The 17,275-nt window shown below is 68.6% G+C and carries 19 protein-coding genes and 1 pseudogene; 5 read left to right on the forward strand and 15 right to left on the reverse strand.

Features of this window, described 5'->3' with window-relative positions:
• Positions 1–29 precede the first annotated feature (29 nt).
• Both AB0N66_RS25475 and AB0N66_RS25480 read left to right on the forward strand, forming a co-directional pair.
• Positions 30–1,310, forward strand: coding sequence for an MFS transporter (locus AB0N66_RS25475; protein WP_365439145.1), 1,281 nt, complete (start codon positions 30–32; stop codon positions 1,308–1,310).
• Positions 1,311–1,493: 183 nt separating this feature from the next.
• A complete protein-coding gene (locus AB0N66_RS25480) occupies positions 1,494–2,126 on the forward strand; it encodes a class I SAM-dependent methyltransferase (protein WP_365439147.1) in 633 nt (210 codons plus the stop codon).
• A gap of 203 nt (positions 2,127–2,329) precedes the next feature.
• Here the strand turns inward: AB0N66_RS25480 and AB0N66_RS25485 are convergent, their stop codons facing one another.
• From AB0N66_RS25485 to AB0N66_RS25535, 11 genes are all read right to left on the reverse strand, one after another.
• Positions 2,330–2,767: a pilus assembly protein TadG-related protein gene (locus tag AB0N66_RS25485; RefSeq protein WP_365439425.1), complete on the reverse strand. Its 438-nt coding sequence runs from the start codon at positions 2,765–2,767 to the stop codon at positions 2,330–2,332.
• Positions 2,768–2,985: 218 nt separating this feature from the next.
• Positions 2,986–3,426, reverse strand: a complete 441-nt coding sequence (locus tag AB0N66_RS25490; protein ID WP_365439149.1) for a TadE/TadG family type IV pilus assembly protein — start codon at positions 3,424–3,426, stop codon at positions 2,986–2,988.
• On the reverse strand, positions 3,426–3,806 hold the full coding sequence (locus AB0N66_RS25495) for a TadE family protein (RefSeq protein WP_365439151.1): 381 nt from the start codon (positions 3,804–3,806) through the stop codon (positions 3,426–3,428). The genes AB0N66_RS25490 and AB0N66_RS25495 overlap by 1 nt, the downstream gene beginning before the upstream one ends.
• Positions 3,807–3,940: 134 nt before the next feature.
• Positions 3,941–4,192 (reverse strand): hypothetical protein, encoded by a 252-nt coding sequence (locus AB0N66_RS25500; RefSeq protein WP_365439153.1) that lies wholly within the window; start codon positions 4,190–4,192, stop codon positions 3,941–3,943.
• 42 nt (positions 4,193–4,234) lie between these two features.
• Entirely contained in the window at positions 4,235–5,164 is a 930-nt protein-coding gene (locus AB0N66_RS25505) for a type II secretion system F family protein (RefSeq protein ID WP_365439155.1), read from the reverse strand.
• Positions 5,161–6,144, reverse strand: coding sequence for a type II secretion system F family protein (locus tag AB0N66_RS25510; protein WP_365439426.1), 984 nt, complete (start codon positions 6,142–6,144; stop codon positions 5,161–5,163). Before AB0N66_RS25510 ends, AB0N66_RS25505 begins: the two co-directional genes overlap by 4 nt.
• A 5-nt stretch (positions 6,145–6,149) precedes the next feature.
• Positions 6,150–7,463, reverse strand: coding sequence for an ATPase, T2SS/T4P/T4SS family (locus AB0N66_RS25515; protein WP_365439157.1), 1,314 nt, complete (start codon positions 7,461–7,463; stop codon positions 6,150–6,152).
• Positions 7,460–8,323 carry a hypothetical protein gene (locus AB0N66_RS25520; protein ID WP_365439159.1) on the reverse strand — a complete coding sequence of 288 codons (864 nt, stop codon included), beginning with the start codon at positions 8,321–8,323 and terminating at the stop codon, positions 7,460–7,462. Before AB0N66_RS25520 ends, AB0N66_RS25515 begins: the two co-directional genes overlap by 4 nt.
• A 20-nt stretch (positions 8,324–8,343) precedes the next feature.
• Positions 8,344–9,051 (reverse strand): hypothetical protein, encoded by a 708-nt coding sequence (locus tag AB0N66_RS25525; RefSeq protein ID WP_365439161.1) that lies wholly within the window; start codon positions 9,049–9,051, stop codon positions 8,344–8,346.
• A 411-nt stretch (positions 9,052–9,462) separates the two neighbouring features.
• On the reverse strand, positions 9,463–11,154 hold the full coding sequence (locus AB0N66_RS25530) for a RecQ family ATP-dependent DNA helicase (protein ID WP_365439163.1): 1,692 nt from the start codon (positions 11,152–11,154) through the stop codon (positions 9,463–9,465).
• 205 nt (positions 11,155–11,359) lie between these two features.
• Positions 11,360–12,007: a hypothetical protein gene (locus tag AB0N66_RS25535; RefSeq protein ID WP_365439165.1), complete on the reverse strand. Its 648-nt coding sequence runs from the start codon at positions 12,005–12,007 to the stop codon at positions 11,360–11,362.
• A gap of 138 nt (positions 12,008–12,145) precedes the next feature.
• Between AB0N66_RS25535 and AB0N66_RS25540 the strand changes: the two are divergent.
• Together AB0N66_RS25540 and AB0N66_RS25545 are read left to right on the forward strand one after the other, a co-directional pair.
• Positions 12,146–12,298: pseudogene (locus AB0N66_RS25540) on the forward strand (type II toxin-antitoxin system RelE/ParE family toxin); the annotation flags it as partial.
• The gene (locus AB0N66_RS25545; protein ID WP_365439167.1) at positions 12,298–12,606 is read left to right on the forward strand and encodes a hypothetical protein; all 309 of its coding nucleotides are present in this window, start codon (positions 12,298–12,300) and stop codon (positions 12,604–12,606) included. The pseudogene AB0N66_RS25540 and the gene AB0N66_RS25545, both read left to right, overlap by 1 nt.
• 78 nt (positions 12,607–12,684) lie before the next feature.
• Here AB0N66_RS25545 and AB0N66_RS25550 read toward each other — a convergent pair whose 3' ends face one another.
• Positions 12,685–13,986 (reverse strand): multidrug effflux MFS transporter, encoded by a 1,302-nt coding sequence (locus AB0N66_RS25550; protein WP_365439169.1) that lies wholly within the window; start codon positions 13,984–13,986, stop codon positions 12,685–12,687.
• A 66-nt stretch (positions 13,987–14,052) separates the two neighbouring features.
• On the opposite strand from AB0N66_RS25550, the gene AB0N66_RS25555 reads away from it, so the two are divergent.
• Positions 14,053–14,547, forward strand: coding sequence for a MarR family transcriptional regulator (locus AB0N66_RS25555; RefSeq protein ID WP_365439171.1), 495 nt, complete (start codon positions 14,053–14,055; stop codon positions 14,545–14,547).
• 256 nt (positions 14,548–14,803) lie between these two features.
• Here AB0N66_RS25555 and AB0N66_RS25560 read toward each other — a convergent pair whose 3' ends face one another.
• The 3 genes from AB0N66_RS25560 to AB0N66_RS25570 all read right to left on the reverse strand — a co-directional run bounded on the left by AB0N66_RS25560 (position 14,804) and on the right by AB0N66_RS25570 (position 17,262).
• Positions 14,804–15,835, reverse strand: coding sequence for a hypothetical protein (locus tag AB0N66_RS25560; protein WP_365439173.1), 1,032 nt, complete (start codon positions 15,833–15,835; stop codon positions 14,804–14,806).
• Positions 15,820–16,272: a hypothetical protein gene (locus tag AB0N66_RS25565; RefSeq protein WP_365439175.1), complete on the reverse strand. Its 453-nt coding sequence runs from the start codon at positions 16,270–16,272 to the stop codon at positions 15,820–15,822. The genes AB0N66_RS25560 and AB0N66_RS25565 overlap by 16 nt, the downstream gene beginning before the upstream one ends.
• A 579-nt stretch (positions 16,273–16,851) precedes the next feature.
• Complete coding sequence (locus AB0N66_RS25570) at positions 16,852–17,262, reverse strand: hypothetical protein (protein ID WP_365439177.1); 411 nt, start codon at positions 17,260–17,262, stop codon at positions 16,852–16,854.
• Positions 17,263–17,275: the final 13 nt, after the last annotated feature.

Below are 17,275 nucleotides of genomic sequence, written 5' to 3' on the forward strand. Positions count from 1 at the left end.
GTGCTCGCTGCGCCGAGCCAAGGGAGATCATGAAGACCGCCGCCGAGTCATCGAAGATGATCAGCACACCGTTGAAGATCGGTGCCTTCCGGCGGTTCGCCTCGGCCAATCTCATCTCGGCGACTGGGTCCGCGATGGCTCCCCTCGCGCTGGCCTACTCCGTCATTGAGCAAGGTGGAGGGGCCGGATCTCTTGGCCTGGTCCTGGCCACGAACACCGTACCCACGATTGTGTTCCTGCTCATGGGCGGCCTCTTCGCCGACCGACTGTCCCGAAGCCGACTCCTCTTCCTGGGGAACTTGCTGGCCGCGGGCGCGCAAGGTGCGCTGGCCGTCACCGTGGCCACGGGGCATGCGACGACCATGTCCATCGCGGCGTGCGGCTTCGTCTCGGGAACCGCGGCGTCGTTCATCGTTCCAGCCACGCAAGGTGCCGTCGCACAGATCGTTCCCGAGGAGCACCTTCAGCAGGCCAACGCGTTGCTCAGACTCCCGAGCAACGCGGTGAGGGTGCTGGGTCCGGTCGTCGGCGGATTCGTCGTCGCCGTGAGTGGCGCGGCATGGGCACTGGCTTGGGACGCGTTCACGTTCGCCATCGCGGCTGTCCTGCTTCTTGGCCTGCGCCTGGAGGTCCCGCCCACTACACCCGGCGGCGTCCTGGCCGATCTGCGGGCAGGATGGACAGGCTTTTGGTCCCGTACCTGGCTGTGGACCTATACAGCCGCCGGCACGGTCCTCGTCGCCGCATGGCTGGCGGGCTTTCAGCTTCTTGGCCCCCTTGTTGCCGTGCGGCAGTACGCCGGCGCACGCGACTGGGGTCTGATCCAGGCGGCTCTCGCCTCCGGCCTTCTGGCGGGAACCCTTGTGTGCCTTCGTTGGAAGCCGTACCGGCTGCTCACGGTTGCGGTGGCGACGAGCGGTGCCCTCGCGCTCCCTCTGACCGCCATGGCCTGCAGCCTGTCTCTGCCACTTGTTCTCGTGGCCGCCCTGCTGGCAGGTATCGGACTCGATGTCGCGATCGTTGCCTGGAACACCGCATTTCAACAGCAGGTGCCCCAGGCGGAGCAGGGTCGCATGAGTGCGTTCAACGGTGTCGGGGAACGCCTCGCCATCCCCCTCGGCTACCTCCTCACCGCCCTCGCGGCCCACTCGTGGAACAGCCAGGGAGTGCTACTGGCCTGCGCCGGAATAATTGCACTTACGACCGTCCTCAACCTCTGCGTCCCGGATGTGCACCGCGTCAACCGGCTCGCGCCGAAAGGTGAGTCGAGGGCAGCGAATGACGATCGCGAGATAGAGCAGCAGGCGTAGCGACCGCTTCTGAGGTTTTCGGGGCTGCTCCGTGACTTCGCAGGTCCGCTGTCGGAACCGCGTTCGCGACGGTGACAGCGGCGCGTATTGCATTGCAGCCCCGCCGGTACGACGCACTTCACTGCCTGGGTCTTGGTGGTGGAACCGCCGAGCCGTGCGCGTCCGCTGTGGCAGGTTTGGACCATGCCCTTCGATCACAACGACCACTATCACCGTCTGCTGTTGCGCCAGGTGCCGCGGAATTGCGATGCGGCCCTGGACGTCGGCTGTGGGACCGGCCGGTTCGCTCATCGGCTCGCTCACCTGGGCGTAGAGGTCGATGCGATCGACCCGTCGGAGGAGGCCCTCGCGGAGGCCCACGCGCTGTCGGGACGGATAGCCGGTGACCGGAGGCCGCGCTTCCAACACGCGAACGTCACCGAGGTCGAACTGCCCAAGGCTCACTACGACTTCATCTCGTGCCTCGCCACCATCCATCACATGCCCTTCGACACCGTCGCCGCACTGCGTGACGCACTCGCACCCGGCGGCGTCCTCGTGATCTTGGGCTGCTATCCGGAGAAGACCCGGCTCGACTGGACTTGGAGCCTGGCGGCCGTGCCCGTCAACGCTGTCGCCAGGCTGACCGTCGCTTTGAAGGACAGGCTTCGCCCTGCCGCGGCTTCGACCGGTCGAGAACAGGTGAAAGCACCGGTGAGCCAGCCGACCGTTCCCCTGCTGGAGATCCGTCAGGAGGCCGCGGTCCTGCTGCCTGGATGCAGCATCCGCAGGCTCCTCTTCTGGCGCTATCTGCTCGTCTTTCGCAACTGCGGCTGACGAGACCACTGCCCGCGCCCACCTCAACTGCAAATCCCGATCACTGTGGTTCGTGGTGCTGGGAGGCGGCGGACTCGGCTTGTTCCGGCGGCGTCCTCGCGGAGCGGCTGGACGATCTCCTCGCGCTGTGCGCGAGCCGGGCCAGGGATCGGACGCCGAGGCCGCAACAGCCCCGACCGCAAGGTTCACTCCGGCCGGGCCCCTCAGCCCACCTCGTTCTCCGCGACCGCCTGTCCATGGACGACCACGTCGCCGTCGTAGAACATCCCCGTGAAGATCGGGGAGTAGGTGAGCTGGACCTCGACCTCGACCTGGTCGGCGTTGGCGGCGATGCAGTGGGTTGCCGCTATGTCCGCGCCGGACATGCCCATTTCGCGGGCGAAGGCCTTTACGCGGGCGCCGCAGTTCGCGAAGTTGATGGGCGCGGGACCGTTCTGGTTCTCGTAGAGGTCCTCGACGTCTATGTCCTGGGCGGCGTAGCGCGCCGCCTGTTCCGCGATGTCGGCGGCACGTTCTCGCTTGGAGATGGACATGCCGCCGTCGATGACGAAGGCCGAGAGGGAGAGGAAGACGAGCGCGAAGATGATGACCGCGCCGGCGCCCGAGCCGCGGTCGTCGAGGCGGGCGCGACGGGTCTCCACCCAGCCATGTGCACGGGTGTCCGTCGAGCCCTGTGCACGGGTGTCCGTCGAGCCCTGTGCACGGGTGTCCGTCGAGCCCTGTGCACGGGTGCCCGTCCAGCCCCGTACACGGCTGTCCCTCCAGCCCCGTACACGGGTCCCTACCCAGCCGCGTACACCGGTGTCCACCCGCGTGCGGGCAGCGGTTCCGACCTCCGCCAAAGCTCTCACCTGCCCCATCACGCCTTCCGCTTGAAGGGATCGAGCGGCGAGGTGAACGTCGATGTCAGCCGGGTCGGGATGTCCAGGCCCAGCATCGCCAGGCCCCGTACCTCGCAGCTCACCTCGACGGTGAAGAGTTCGGCTTCCGCCCAGCCGGTGCTCGTCTTGGTCACGGTCACCGGGCCGGAGCAGACGTCCGTGAGGTCGGCCGCGGCCGCCGCTCGGGCCTCCGCCATCGCGGTGCCCTCTTCCTTCTGAATCGATCCGGCACGCGCCGCGTCCCGTGCGGCGCCGTCCAACGCTCCGCGCCCGTCGACGAGTTGCCCGAAGGCCACCAGTACGAGGATGAAGAGCATCATCACTGGAGCGAGGATCACCACCTCGATCGTGGACAGCCCCAGGTCCCGTCCGGCGGCGCCGCGCGCGCGGATCCAGCGGATCCAGGTGGGGAAACCCATCAAGGCCCATCCTCCGGTACGAATCTCTCCACCGGCCCCGAGGACTGCGCGTGCACGGTCAGGTCGAACCCGGGGAACACCGTGGGCACCTTCGCCGTGATCTCCACCCCCACCGTGTTCTGCTCCGGCTGGAGCATCGTCACGTCGGGGGACAGCACAAGCTGCGGGCCGAGCTGCTGGATGTAGCTGTCGACGACGTCACGGGCCTCGCCGCGCCATGCGCCGGGCTGCTCGTCGGCCGTGGCGCGGGCCTTGCGTGCGCCCGCCTGGGCCGCCGCCTGGGCCACGTGATCCGCGAAGAAGTACAGCGCGAACTGCACCGTCGCGAAGATCATGAAGAACAGCACCGGCGTGAGGAAGACGAACTCGATCGCGGTCATGCCGGAGTCACCGCGGGTGGAGGGGGCACCTTTGGCGGCCTCCACCCGGCGGCGGACCCAGCGACTTACGCACACGAGCGGTTCTCGTTCTTCCGAAGTAGACGAGTTGACGGATGGACGGGTGGACGGGTGGATCAGCAGGTACCGCTCTGGTTGGCGCCCGCGATGCAGTCCCCGACCTTGTTGGCGCCGTCGCTCAGCGCGGTGTTGATGATCGCGGCGACCACGCCGACGATCGCCACGACGACGGCGGAGATGATGACCCACTCCACCGCGGACGCACCCCGGTCGAGTTCGCCGGAGCGGGCACGCTGCACCCGGCCCTGGAGGAAGGTGATCAGGAAGTCCACCCCCGGGATCCCGGTGTTGAAGTTCCGTCCGTTCATGGTGAGTTGTCCTCTCGAATTCAAACGGGTAGGGAATGGACGTCAGACCTGGAACACGCGCATCGCGGCCGGGAAAATCAGGAAGACCAGGAAGCCGGCGCACAGCAACAGCTGCGCCACGAGCATGGACTGCGACTTCTCGCCCGCGCTGCCCTCGATCTCGGAGAGTTCGCGGTGCCGCATCGTCTCGGCGCGCGAGGCGAGCGACTCTCGTACCTTCGCGCCGTCGTCCGCGACCAGCGCCAGCGAGGCCGACAGGTCTTTCAGCTCCTCGACGCCCAGCTCCTCGCCGAGCGAACCGAGCGCCTGCCACTGGCTGACGCCGGTGATCCGGGCGTCGGCCAGCGCGCTGCGGATGCGCCGCGTCGCCCAGCCGTCGGAGATCTCGGCGGCGGCCATCAACGCCTCGGGAAGACCCCGGCCACCGGCCAGGCTCATCGACACCAGGTCCAGATACGCGCCGATCACGCGCCGCAGGTCGCGCCGTTTGTCGGCCGCGTCCCGCCGTACCTCCAGATCCGGGAGGAAGAAGAAGACGACCGCGAAGACCAGAGCCAGCCAGACCGGGATGATCGGGCTACGGCTGAAGCCGATCGTCCAAACCACCGCGAACAGGAGCGGGCCGAAGAAGACACCCCCCGCAGCAAGCAGGACCTTCGTCGCCAGAAAGTTCTCCCAACTCCGGTCCAGGACGGCCAGGTCGGCGCGGAGTGACCGCAGCTCCCAGCCCTGCTGTAGATAGAACTCGGAGACCCGGACGCCCACTCGGGCCCGTGCGCTGCCCAGCCGCCCGGCATCCTTGCCGGTGCCGCCGTGGTGCGCGGACTCGTACGCCGCGCCCCGCGCCCGCATCGCGTCGATCCGCGCGACCTGCGCGACCGCGCTGCGCTTGGACGGCATGAGGGCCCGTACGAGGGCGTAGACACCCAGGCCCAGGACGGCACCGATCACGATCGGCAGGGTCAGGTTCATCGGCGTACCGCCTCATCCCCAGAAACCGGCGTGCGAGGACGTACGAACTGCACCGACGCCTCGTCCCGCACCAGGAACCGCTCCGGAGTCTCGATCGTCGACAGCTTCCGCAGCCACCAGAAGCCGAGCGCGAACAGGCCGCAGACACAGGCGAGTACGAGCTGTCCGACCGCCGTGCCGTACGGCTCGACGAAGTCGCGGTTGAAGATGGACAGGCCGAGGACGAAGGCGATGGAGACCGCGACAACGATCTGGACCGAGCGGCGAGTTGAAGCCCGCTGCGCCATCACCCGCTGCCGCATGTCGACCTCCTCGCGCGACGACTTGGCCAGCGCGCCCAGGACTTGGCGCAAGCCCGGCCCGCGCAGCCGCGCGTTGAGGATGAGCGCGGCGACGATGATGTCGGCGGACGCGTCGTCGATCTCGTCGGCGAGGTGCTGCAAGGCCTCGGGAAGCGGGGTACGCGAGCGGAGACGGTCCACCATCGCGTCCAGGTGCGGCCGCAGCACGGGTGCCGCCGCGCGTGCCGCCGCGGGAATCGCCTGTTCCAGGCCGACCGCGCCCGCGATCGTGTCCCGGAGCGACTCGGTCCAGGAGGCCAGGGCCTCCACGCGGCGCATCGCCGACTTCTCCTCCGAGGCGCCGCCGAAGAGCTTGTCCCAGAAGAAGACGAGGATCCCGGCGGCGATTCCGGCCACGGCCCAGCGGGTGAGCAGGAGGACGACGAGCCCGGCGATGGCGGCGATCGAGCCGCGCTGCCCGACGAACCGGATCAGCTCGTTGGCCCGTTCGCTCGCCTTCTGCTTCTCGTGCTCGGGCTTGACGGGAAGCCCGCGTACGGCGACGGCGAGCAGCGCGAGTCCGCCGCCGACGGCGACCCCGCACACGAGCGCGTACAGAATGGACGTGGAGAACAGCCCGCCCATGGAACCGAGCGAGTCGAGTGCGGCAAGTGAAGTGGTGTGGGTGTCCCGGGTCATGGTCATCATCCCCAACTCCCGCTGCCCGGGAGCCGATAGCCCTGCGCGATGAGGTCTTCGAGGCACGCTATGGGTGCGTGCGGGACGATCCGGCCGTCCGGGGCCTCGGCGAACACCTCGCTGGAGAGCACGCGTCCGTCGACGCCGTTGACCTCGCGGACGGAGGTGACCATGCGCTGGAGGCGGCCGCCGGTCTCGTAGTTGTTGCGCCGCTGGATGAAGACGACGAAGTTCACGGCGCCCGCGATGAGCATCTGGCTGGCCTCGATGGGCAGCCGCTCGGTCGCCTGGAGCGCGTACGTGGAGATGCGGTTGAAGACCTCGCTGGAGCTGTTCGCGTGGATCGTGGACAGCGAGCCGTCGTTGCCCTGCGACATCGCGTTGAGCATCGTCACGATCTCGTCGCCGAGGACCTCACCGACGATGACGCGCGAGGGGTTCATACGGAGCGACCGGCGCACCAACTCGGCCATGGAGATGGTGCCTTGGCCCTCCGAGTTGGGCAACCGTTCCTCGAAGGCCACGACGTTGGGGTGAAGCTCGGCGAAGGTGTCGAGGCCGAGTTCCAGGGCGCGTTCGACGGTGATGAGGCGCTCGTGCGGCGGGATCTCGTTGGCGAGGGCACGCAGGAGGGTCGTCTTACCGGAGTTCGTGGCGCCCGCGATCATGATGTTCTTGCGCGCGCGGACGGCGCACGCGAGGAAGTGCGCGACCTCGGGCGAGATCGTCCCGTTGCCGACGAGGTCGGACACGAAGACCTTGCCCATCCGCGCGCGACGGATGGAGAGCGCGGGCCGACGCGTCACGTCCATCACGGCCGACAGTCGCGAACCGTCCGGAAGCCGCAGGTCGAGCTGGGGGTTGGCCGAGTCGAAGGGCCGCGAGGAGAGCCCGGAGTACGCACCGAGGATCTGGATGAGCTCGATCAGCTCCTCGTCGCTCTCCGCGACGGAATCGCCCTTGACCTCGCTGCCGTCCGCGAAGCCTACGAAGACCTGGTCGTAGCCGTTGATGTCGATGTTCTCGACTTCGAGGTTGTCGAGCAGCGGCTGGAGGCGGCCGACGCCGAAGAGCGCGGCGTGCACGGCGGCCGCGTACTGCTCCTCGGTCTCGGCGTCGAGAGGTGTCCGGCCGAGGTTGATCTCGGTACGGGCGTAGTCCTCAAGTATCTGAGCGATCACGGCACGCGCGTAGTGCCGTTCGTCCTCGTTGGACATCGGCGTGACGCCGCGGACCTGGTCCTCGCGGCGCTGCTCGGAGATCCGGTCACCGGCGTCCTGCCGGAACCGCTTGACCAGCTGGTGGTCGACCGCGGTCATCGCCCGGCTCCGGCGGCAAGCTGTCCGTGAGGTCCGGGGACCTGGCCATGGGCGGGTACGGCCCAGGCGGCGCCGTACTGCTGGTACAGATCCGCGGTGACCTTGCGGGCGGACCGGATGAGCAGCGACTTGTCGAGCCGCCCGCGCTTGCGCCCGGCCAACTGGTCGGCTCCGGCGGGGTCGTCGGCGAGCGTGCCGACGACCCGCGCACCGGTCTGCGCCGCTACGAGCATGTCGTTGACCTGGTGAACGAGCTTTGCGGACTCGCTCGGTTCGGCGATCAGGATGACGCCGATGAGGGGGTTCGCGAGGGTGGCCGCGCCACGCGCGCCGCCGTGCAGCTTGGCAGAGAGGGCGGCGGCACGGTCCCGGACACGGGCGATCGACTCCGGCTCCGTGCGGGCGAGCAGCAGTACGAGGGCGGCGTGCGGGAAGAGTTCGACGGCGGGGGTGTCTCCGCTGATCCGGCCGCAGTCGGCGATGACGTCGGCGGGTGCGTGCGGGGAGTCGGCGAGCTGCGCGAAGGCGCGGCCCAGGGTGGGCCACAACCCGGCGAGCCCGGCGGCCTGCTCGGCGACACCGAGGCCGACGAGGACTTCGAGCCCGCCGCTCAACGGCTGAACGTGGTCCCAGAGTTGGTCCGGTACGAGGCCACGGCGGGCCGTAGCCGCTATCGACAGCATGCCGGTGTTGGGGTTGAGCGGACCGCCGTGCGCGGCGGCACTGCGGTAGACGAGGTCGCCGCCGGCGGGGTCCGTCTCGGCGAGCAGGACCCGGCGGGGCCAGACGGCCGACAGGGCTACCGCGGCGGTGGTGACGCCGGGGGAACCCTTGTCGGCGGCGAGGGCGATGAGCGCCATGTCTCTTTACTCACTCGCCTTTAGTTGCCGGGGATGAGGACGAGGGCGACTTCGCCGGCCGAGGAGGCCTGCGCGACAGCGGCCGCGTCGGCACTGTCCACGGTGAGCGTGACCGGGAGGCTGGTGCTGCTGATCGTGCTGTCCGTCGACGTCTTGACGTTCTTGACCTCGGCCCGGTCGACGATCAGTGTGCTGTCGGCGCCTCCGGCACTCGACGAGCTGCTGCCGGCGCCGCTGTCCTCGCTGACGCGGTACACGGCCACGGTGTCGCCCGACTTGATGCCGTTGGGGTACTGGCCTTCCTTGAGGGCGAGGCCTACGGAGGCCTTGCCCTCGGGGATGGCCGCGACCTCTTCGAACATCTCGCCGATGACGAGGGTCCCGTCGTAGATCGGCGACTTGGCCTTGAGCTTCTTGAGCGCCTTGACCTGAGCCCACGTGATGTAGTTGACACCGGTGTCGTCCGCGACCATCACGGACTTCACGTTGTCGCCCACGGAGTCCCCGGCCTGGATGTTGGCCGTCACCTGGACGACCTCGATCCGGTCCCCGGCACGCAGCACCAACATGGTCGCGCCCAGCGCGCCCACGAGGATCAGAAGCACCGCGAGAGCGGCGAGCGCGGGTTTGCGCTCGCGAGGCGGCGCGGGAAGGCGCTCGCCCATCGCCGGATGGACCGGCGCAGCGGAACGGTTGTTGCCCGCCCCCGTACGCTCTTGGATCTTCACGCAACCGCTCCCCGTACACCCAAGAAGATTTCGACCAATTACCGCGCCAACCGGGACACTCCACCCCGGTCCGCCCTTGCCGGACGTACCGCCCGACCTGGCGAAACAGCCAGCGCGGAAGCGAGTCTCAAGCCATGGCACCGTATCAGCCGCGCATAAGCCCCTCAAGGCGCGTTACGGCCCGCGGACCTCAGGGGGCTCGACGTTATACAGCTGCAATGAGGAGTGGGGGACGCCTTGTTGAGCACGGGGATCCGGGAGGGGGAGATGCTGCGCAGCAGCGAATCTTCTGTCGTGCCGCCGCGGGGTCTCGTTACGGGGTGTGCACGAGGCCTGCACGAGGTGCTCACTGATAGCGGCGGGGCAGCGTGATCTTTCGGCCAGATCCAGAACAGGAAACGGTCGTCCGCATCAGGAAACAGCCGTGAGCAGGTTCTTCTCCAGGATCACCGGCAGTGACAGAGTCCGGTAGCCCACCGAGGCGAACAGGACGGTGATCCGGCTCTCCTCTCCGCTGAGGACCTCGCCGTCACCCCACTGCGGATGGCGGACCCTGGTGCCCGGCGGAAACGGGTGGTCGTGGCGCGTGGGCGAGGCGGCGGTCCGGGAGCGGGGCGGGCCCGGGACATCGCCGGCACCGGCACCGCCACCCGCGCCCGTGGGCCGCTGCTCGCACCTGTCGCAGTTGCCGCAGGGACCGTGCAGCCGTTCGCCGAAGTAGCCGAGCAGGAAACGCCGTCGGCAGCCGGTGGTCTCGGCCAGGCCGCGCATCATGTCGACGCGGGAGCGTTCCATGCTCTCGTGGGCGATGCCCAACTCCACCGCCCGTGCGGCGACTTCCTCGGCGTCGGCCCCTGGCACCGGGGCCACCTTTCCGCGCTCGGTGGTGACGCCTCCGGCGTTCTCCAGGAGGTTGAGGACCGCGGTCAGTCTGGTGGCGGACAAGCCGGTCTCCTGCTGGAGTTCGGTCGGTGTCACCGCGGTCGCACGGTCCCGCACCCGGCGGGCGACGTCCGCGATCGTGTCCGCGTCCGGGCGGCCGGTGGAGAAGAACCTCTGGAGGCCCAGATCCTCTGTGCGGTAGAGCAGGATGGCCCGGGAGGCCGCGCCGTCCCGGCCCGCCCGGCCTATCTCCTGGTAGTAGGCGTCGAGCGACCCGGGTACCGAGGCGTGCAGCACGAACCGTACGTCGGCCTTGTCGATGCCCATGCCGAACGCCGACGTGGCCACCACGACGTCCAACTCTCCACCGAGGAAGCGGTCATGGACCGCGCTGCGGTCGGCCGACCGGCTGCCCGCGTGGTAAGCGGCCGCGCTCAGGCCGAGTTCGCCCAGCTCGGTGGCGTACGCCTCGGCGTCCTTGCGGGTGGCGACGTACACGATGCCCGGCTTGGGCTCGGCCGCCGCCCGCTCCACCACGGCGCGGCGCTTGGCCGAGTCGTCCTGGAAACGGGTGACTTCCAGGCGGATGTTGGGCCGGTCGAAGCCGGCCACCACCTCGCGGACCTTGCACATGCCGAGCTGCTCGACGATGTCGGCGCGCACCGGTGCGGCTGCGCTGGCGGTGAGGGCGAGGATCGGCGGGCGTCCGATGCTCTCGGCGGCCTGTCGGAGTCTCAGGTAGTCCGGGCGGAAGTCGTGGCCCCAGGAGGAGACGCACTGCGCCTCGTCCACGACGAAGAGAGACGGTTTCAGCGCGGACAGCCGCTCCACCACCTCCTGCTTGGCCAGTTGCTCGGGGGCCAGGAACAGGAACTGGGCCTTTCCGTCGCTCACGCTCTCCCAGGCCTGCTCGTTCTGCGTCCTGGACATGGACGAGTTGACCGCGACGGCGGTCTGGCCACTGTTCCGCAGCAGTCCGGCGATCTGGTCCCGCTGGAGGGCGATCAGCGGTGACACGACGAGCGTCGGACCGGCGAGCAGCATGCCCGGCACCTGGTACACCGCCGATTTGCCCGAACCGGTCGGCATCACCACCATGGCGTCCCGACGGCCCATGACCGCCTTCATCGCGGTGAGCTGGCCGGGACGCAACGCGTCCCATCCGAAGACCTCCCGCGCGGTTCTGCGGAGACGGCGGGCGACGAACAGGCTGATCGGCAAAGGGACTCCCGGAGCGGTGGCGCGCGGCCGGGGCGGAACCGGACGGGCGGTGGTGGGTCTAGTGCCCACCCCCGCCGGAAGCAGTCCGTCGGCGACCGGATCCCGCGGACGAGGAATCGACCGGCCGACCACGAGGCGGGCCCGCCGGGACCACCCCGACCACCGCGACCACCGCGACTACTCCGCCCACTTCCGACTACTCCAACTACTCAGCGAAGCGGAACGTCGACGTGATCGCGTCGAAGATGTCGAAGAAGGAGTCCGCGAGGTCGAGGACCTGACTGCTCCCGGCGACGAGGGCGACCTTGCCCTCCTGTCCCGGCACGGGCACGAAGGTTTGCATGAGCACGGCGCGAATGGTGCGGTTCAGAGCGTCGTCGGGTACGACGATGTCCTCGATGCCGTACGTGCGCGCGGCGGGGCCCACGCCGGGGATGTCGACGGTCGTCACCTTGCGCCAGGCGTCCCCCTCCTTCTTGGCCTCGCGCACGGAGAGCTGGCCGGCCATGGTCTGGGGGTCGGTGGAGAGCGGCTCCCCGGTCGCGGAACGGCCGCCGACGATCGAGACGGTGACCGAACCGGTGATCGGGGTGTCACCACCGAAGGCCTCCGCCATGCAACCGCAGTACAGCGCACCGGACTTCCAGGCATCGGCGGCCGCCTTCTGCAGGAACGCCGCATACGTGTCGCGGTACTTGACCAGCTCCGGACGCTGCCGAACCCGCTCGTCGACCATCCGCCGTATCGAGTCGTCACGCGACTCGGGCCGCACGTCGAACTCCCACCACGACTGCGGCACCTTGATCCGAAAACCGCCACGCTCGATGGTGAGCGTCTCCATGTAGCGGGCCATGGTGTCTCCCCCGTCCCTCTGCCTGCCCCTACGCACGCCTGCTCGCCGTACACCTGATCGACTGATCGGCTCGGGTCAGCCTACGAGGTATCCGGGGTCGGGCCCGGGCCCGACCCCGGGCGCTCCGGCCGCGTCCAAGGAAGGAGAGCGGTTCTGCTCACCGTGTTCCGCAAGACGAGGATGCGCGAGACCGACGAGGTCCTGAAGGCACATCGGGCTCGGAAGCGGTGCGAGTCCGAGCACCCGCCAGCCGGTGAGCACGACGTCTACGGTAGAAGGGAGGAGGCCTGATGAGCAGCGGATACCACACCAGCTGGAAGGTCCCGCCGGAGCACCGCGAAGACCCGGAGTATCGCGCTGCGGGCGGCGGATGGACTTCGCCCAGGCGGTCTACGACCGGGCCCTCCGCCCTGGGCTGGAGGACGGCCGAGCTGGCTGATCGGGCCGACATGTCCGAGGAGGACATCGAGTCCATCGAGGAGAGCGGTGTCGACCCGACTCTTGAGTTGATCGAGCAACTGACCGCCGCCCTTGAATCGGGTGCACGGATCGACCCGCGCACAACCCCCGAGTTCCGTTTCGAGGGCCACGCGGCCTGAGGCCCCGCCTGCGACGACCTGGTACGAGCGAATACGAGCAAACCCCGCCGCGTTACTCCCGCTCCCCCGGCCCCGGCCCTAGTGTCCGCCCTCCGAGCCGCCCGGCTCCCCCCGCCCCTCCCAAGGCCGCGCAAGCCCCACCAGCGCGGCTCCCGCCCCCGCGACGGCGATCAGCATGATGACCGCCATGGGCACGGAGCTGTCCTCGCCGAACAGGCCGACGAGCGGGGAGGCGAGGGCGCCGAACAGGAACTGCAGGCCGCCGAGGAGCGCGGAGGCGGCGCCCGGGGCGGCACGGCCCAGGGTCTGGCCAAGGCTCGTCGTCGACGGGTAGACCATGCCGACGCCGGTCATGGTCACGAACAGCGTGGCCCAGGTGCCCGCGAGGGTCTCGCCGACGGTGGTGACCAGGACGACCTGGGCGAGCGTGCCGAGCGCGGCCGTACAGACGCCCGCCGTGAGGAGGGTGTTCAGGCGTACGCCGCGCCCCGCCAGCTTGGCGAACACGGCACCGGCGATCAGCATGCCGACAGCGTTGGAGGCGAAGATCAGTGAGTACGTCGTCGACGAGACCCCGTGCAGGTTCTCGAAGACGAAGCTCGATCCGCTGACGTACGCGAACATCGCCGCAGAGCAGAGGGCCAGGACAAGGACGTACCCCATGAAGGTCCGGCGGCCGAGCAGAGCGCCCATCGCACGGAAGGTGCTGGCGAGGCCGCCGCTCTGTCGGCGCTCGGGCGGCAGCGTCTCGGGCACCTTCCGCAGTACCGCGAGCAGCAGCGCGCCGCCCATGGCGGTGAGGGCGACGAACACCGCACGCCAGGTGGACACGGAGAGGATCGCGCCGCCGAGTACCGGCGCGGCGATCGGTGCCACGCCGAGGATCAGCGAGAGCAGCGCGAAGTAGCGGGGAATGTCCGGGCCGTGGAAACGGTCCGTGAGCACCGCGCGCGCCAGAACCATGCCCGCCGCTCCGGCGACGCCCTGCAGGAAGCGGGCGCCGGTCAGGACGATGATGTTCGGCGCGATGGCGCAGACGAGGGAGAAGGCGACGAAGCCCGCGGCTCCCGATATGAGGAGCCTGCGCCGTCCGAGACCATCACTGATCGGGCCGATCACCAGCTGCCCGACCACGAGACCGGCCAGGAACGCCGTCATGGTCAACTGCACCGCCGAGCTGCTCGCGTGCAGCGAGTCGCCCATCGAGGGGAAGCCGGGGACATACATGTCGATGGCGAGCGGAGCGACGGCGGTGAGCGCCGCGAGGACCACCACGAGGAGCGCCGCTGCGCGCTTCGACGGCTGGGCGGGAGTGAGGGTGTCGGCGTCGCCATCGGCGTCGTGGGGGACGGTCTTGTGACCGGAGGACAGGGCTACCATGGACTTAAAGGTAACTGATGGTTCACTGGTTAACAATTTCCACCAGGTTAAAAAAGGGTGATCCGCATGTCACTCCCGACCGCCGATGTCCGCGGGCAGTGGGCCGCGCACAACCCCGGCCTCGACACCTCCCCGATGGAACTCATCGGTCTGCTCAAGCGCATCACCGCACTGCTCGACCGCGCCGTCGAGCCGCTCTACGAAGGCGCCCCGCTCACCGCCCCGGAAGTCGACATGCTCATCCCCCTCCGCCACGCGACCGAACCGGCCATCGCCCGCCGCCTCGCCCAACAGATGGGCCTCTCCCGCGCCGGCGTCAGCAAGACCCTCGCCAGACTGGAGAAACGCGGCTTCATCCAACGCACCCCCAACCCCGCCGACCGGCGCACAGCACTGGTCACCGTCACACCGGCGGGCAAGAAGGCCGTCGACGACCTGTTCCCCCGGCAACTGGCCGCGGAGGTGGAGCTGCTGGCAGGACTCGGGGAGGACCGGGAGTGGGTCATGGGGGCGTTGGGGCGGTTGGCGGGGGTGATGGAGGGGCATTTGGGGCGGGGCTAGCGAACTTTGCAGATCACTCCGCCGGAGTCGGGGGCCCGGACCGGCGGTTCTGCCGGCAAACAACGGATGAAAAACCTGGCCCCCGGCACCGTAGGACGTCGGGGGCCAGGTGATCGCGTTCAGCGAACGTACGGCAGAGTCGATGGCCCCGCCAGGCCTACTCGTCAGCGAACGTCTCAAGGCTCGCCGCCCGCCTGCGCCCAGTGGACTCCACGGATCGCGCGTTCGCGGGGTGCTTCTATGCCTCGGTGATCCGTCAGCGGTTCACGGACTGGATCTCCTTGACCGTCACGTCCTGCTCGTACGTGGACAATCCGTCCGGCAGAGCCGGCTGCCGCGCGGGGCCGTCCGGGTCAGCGGAGTCGGTCCAGGTCACCTGCCAGGTGATCGACGCCTTGAAAGGATAGGTTCCGGTACCGGACGAGCGACGGTACGTGACGTTGCAGCCCGCGTTCTTACTGTCGACCGAATAGCCGTCCTCGCCCTTGACGAGGTCGTACGTGCAACTCTGCGGGTCCGCCTCGTCGGTGCCGGCCTCGACCTTGAGCGCGACCGGGGTCGCGACGGTGGTCGCGGCCATTTGGACACCCTTGTAGTTGATGCTCGCGGTCGTCCACACGCGATCGAAGTCGCCCTTGAACGCGACCCGCGTACCGAGATTGACGATCAGCCGGTCCTCACTCGGGCTCAACTCGACAGGCGGCGCAGGCAACTTGGTTGAGTTGTAGGCCAGTTCGGAGAGGATCTCCGGAGTCAGCTTGTTGGGGTCCGGTTGCGGATCCGCCGGCGGGACCCAGATCTCCCAGCTGTCCGTGGTGACAGGACAGGCCTCGGTGTAGTTGTCGTCACGGAACTTCACCTGCCACCAAAGACCTTCGTCGTCCTCGTGGTACTTCTCCTCCTCCCGCTTCTTGGCGTAGCTCGCCGCAGGCTCCAGCGCCCCGCCGTACGAGGACTTGATGAACTCCTCGTACTCCTCCGGCGTGTACATGGGCTCGTACCAGCAGACCGGAGGTTTCCAGCTCGCGTTCGACGACGTGGCGGTCGTGGTGGACTCGCCCGAGCCGGTTCTACTCTGCGCGATGCGGATGTTGGCGCCGATGGTGCCGTTACCGGAGGTGGCGTTGGAGTCGGGGGTGGGCGGGTCGGGCTGAACACTCCCCTGATCGTCCGCTGTGGTCTCGCCCGCATACGCGGGGAAGCCCGTTGCCAGCACCACCACCAGGCCTGCGGCCGCGGCCGTCCGGAGAACCGGACGAGCAACGTCTGCCCTTATCCCTGCACGCATGCCGCGTCCCCCTTCTTCCAACTCTGCTGCGTCACTTGCCAGTCCCCGGCGGAGTCCTGCACGGCTTGGAGCGTGTACAGGACGAAGTCCTTGTCGCTGGGCTGGGTCCGCTGCACCTTCCCCGTCTTGATCTCCTTGTTGTACGCCTTGCTCTGGTCCTCGCAGTAGTGGACAGCCGCCGTCTTGCCGTTCGCGACGTCCGTGACCTCGAAGTCGAAGTACCGGTAGTCGCCGGTGACGGTGAGCCCGTCTCTTTTGAACGTCGCGGCGTTCTCGACCCAATAGGTACGGGCGTAGGCCGCGAAGTAGCGATTCATGTTCACGGTCTGACCATCCCCCTTGGCGAAGGCCTCAATGCGAGCCTGAGCCGCATACGCCGTGTCCCGCAGAATGGCGTCCTTCGTCGCGTCCCCGGTCGACTGCCTCTCGACGGTCACCTCAATGTCCGCAGGAAGATCGAAGGTCGGCGCGCCCGCCTCGGCCGATGCGGAGGCAGAAGGCGACGCGGAATCCGATTCACCCGAATCCGCCCCTGCGATCTTGTCGTTGCCGGTGTCGGATGAATCACCACTGCAACCAGTCACGGACAGGGCAGCAGCAACAATGAGACAGGCCGCAGCCGCCCTCCGTCGCATTGTCAGCATGGCGGGCGTCCTCAGGGGTAGATGATCAGCGTGCCAAGAGATGATGGCATGACGGGCACACCTTGGGCCAAGTGCGGCAGCAAGCCGTGATTGCTTCGCAAAACACCGCACACCACGGCTTCACTGAATTGACACGTCTCGCAATCCAGCGTCCAGCGCAGCGATCCCGCGATCGAGGCGTACGGCCGCTGCGTGGGCGGGTCCACCATCCCCTCTGCGACTGGACACGGCGAACGCGGGACGAAGTAGCCGACGACTCCGGGCACGCAGGCAGACACAAGGTCGAGGGTAAGAACGCTCACGCGACCGCACGTCACGCTCACCGCCCCTGCTCCGCCCTGCTCTTCCCCATGCCCTTCCTACGCAGCTTCTTCATCCGCGCCCGCTTCCCCTCACCACCTGCAACTCGGCGCGGGCGCTGAGGACCCGCCAGAGGGTCCACCCGACGAGTGCGACCGTGACGACGTAGGCAAGGAACGTGCTGCCGGTTCCAGGGATGTAGCGCCACTGCGACTCACCCGACGGGCAATGCCTCCCGGGCAGCGCACTCAGCATGTACGGGGACGGCCCGTACGCCACCACCACCACGCACACCGGCAGCCCCGCCGACCGCTCCGAGCGCCGCAGCCGCAAACTCCCCGGCTCAGTCCCGAAGAACCACAGCACACCGATCCCGCCCGCCACGCTGACCAACCCGCAGAGAACCCCGAATCCCCACGAACCTCCGGGCCACACCAGCAGAACCGGCACCGTCTGCCGAACCAGCCACTTCCAGGCGCCCATTACCCACAGCGCG

Origin of the sequence: Streptomyces sp. NPDC093544, from assembly GCF_040683495.1 — a bacterium.
Lineage (GTDB): Bacteria > Actinomycetota > Actinomycetes > Streptomycetales > Streptomycetaceae > Streptomyces.

What these genes read in the sequence shown, in the direction of transcription:
- AB0N66_RS25480 (WP_365439147.1), top strand. Translation starts at nt 1,494, where the DNA reads ATGCCCTTCGATCACAACGACCACTATCACCGTCTGCTGTTGCGCCAG.
- AB0N66_RS25510 (WP_365439426.1), bottom strand. Translation starts at nt 6,144, where the DNA reads ATGACCCGGGACACCCACACCACTTCACTTGCCGCACTCGACTCGCTC.
- AB0N66_RS25545 (WP_365439167.1), top strand. Translation starts at nt 12,298, where the DNA reads ATGAGCAGCGGATACCACACCAGCTGGAAGGTCCCGCCGGAGCACCGC.
- AB0N66_RS25520 (WP_365439159.1), bottom strand. Translation starts at nt 8,323, where the DNA reads ATGGCGCTCATCGCCCTCGCCGCCGACAAGGGTTCCCCCGGCGTCACC.
- AB0N66_RS25560 (WP_365439173.1), bottom strand. Translation starts at nt 15,835, where the DNA reads ATGCGTGCAGGGATAAGGGCAGACGTTGCTCGTCCGGTTCTCCGGACG.
- AB0N66_RS25535 (WP_365439165.1), bottom strand. Translation starts at nt 12,007, where the DNA reads ATGGCCCGCTACATGGAGACGCTCACCATCGAGCGTGGCGGTTTTCGG.
- AB0N66_RS25555 (WP_365439171.1), top strand. Translation starts at nt 14,053, where the DNA reads ATGTCACTCCCGACCGCCGATGTCCGCGGGCAGTGGGCCGCGCACAAC.
- AB0N66_RS25550 (WP_365439169.1), bottom strand. Translation starts at nt 13,986, where the DNA reads ATGGTAGCCCTGTCCTCCGGTCACAAGACCGTCCCCCACGACGCCGAT.
- AB0N66_RS25515 (WP_365439157.1), bottom strand. Translation starts at nt 7,463, where the DNA reads ATGACCGCGGTCGACCACCAGCTGGTCAAGCGGTTCCGGCAGGACGCC.
- AB0N66_RS25570 (WP_365439177.1), bottom strand. Translation starts at nt 17,262, where the DNA reads ATGGGCGCCTGGAAGTGGCTGGTTCGGCAGACGGTGCCGGTTCTGCTG.
- AB0N66_RS25495 (WP_365439151.1), bottom strand. Translation starts at nt 3,806, where the DNA reads ATGACCGCGATCGAGTTCGTCTTCCTCACGCCGGTGCTGTTCTTCATG.
- AB0N66_RS25475 (WP_365439145.1), top strand. Translation starts at nt 30, where the DNA reads ATGAAGACCGCCGCCGAGTCATCGAAGATGATCAGCACACCGTTGAAG.
- AB0N66_RS25500 (WP_365439153.1), bottom strand. Translation starts at nt 4,192, where the DNA reads ATGAACGGACGGAACTTCAACACCGGGATCCCGGGGGTGGACTTCCTG.
- AB0N66_RS25490 (WP_365439149.1), bottom strand. Translation starts at nt 3,426, where the DNA reads ATGGGTTTCCCCACCTGGATCCGCTGGATCCGCGCGCGCGGCGCCGCC.
- AB0N66_RS25505 (WP_365439155.1), bottom strand. Translation starts at nt 5,164, where the DNA reads ATGAACCTGACCCTGCCGATCGTGATCGGTGCCGTCCTGGGCCTGGGT.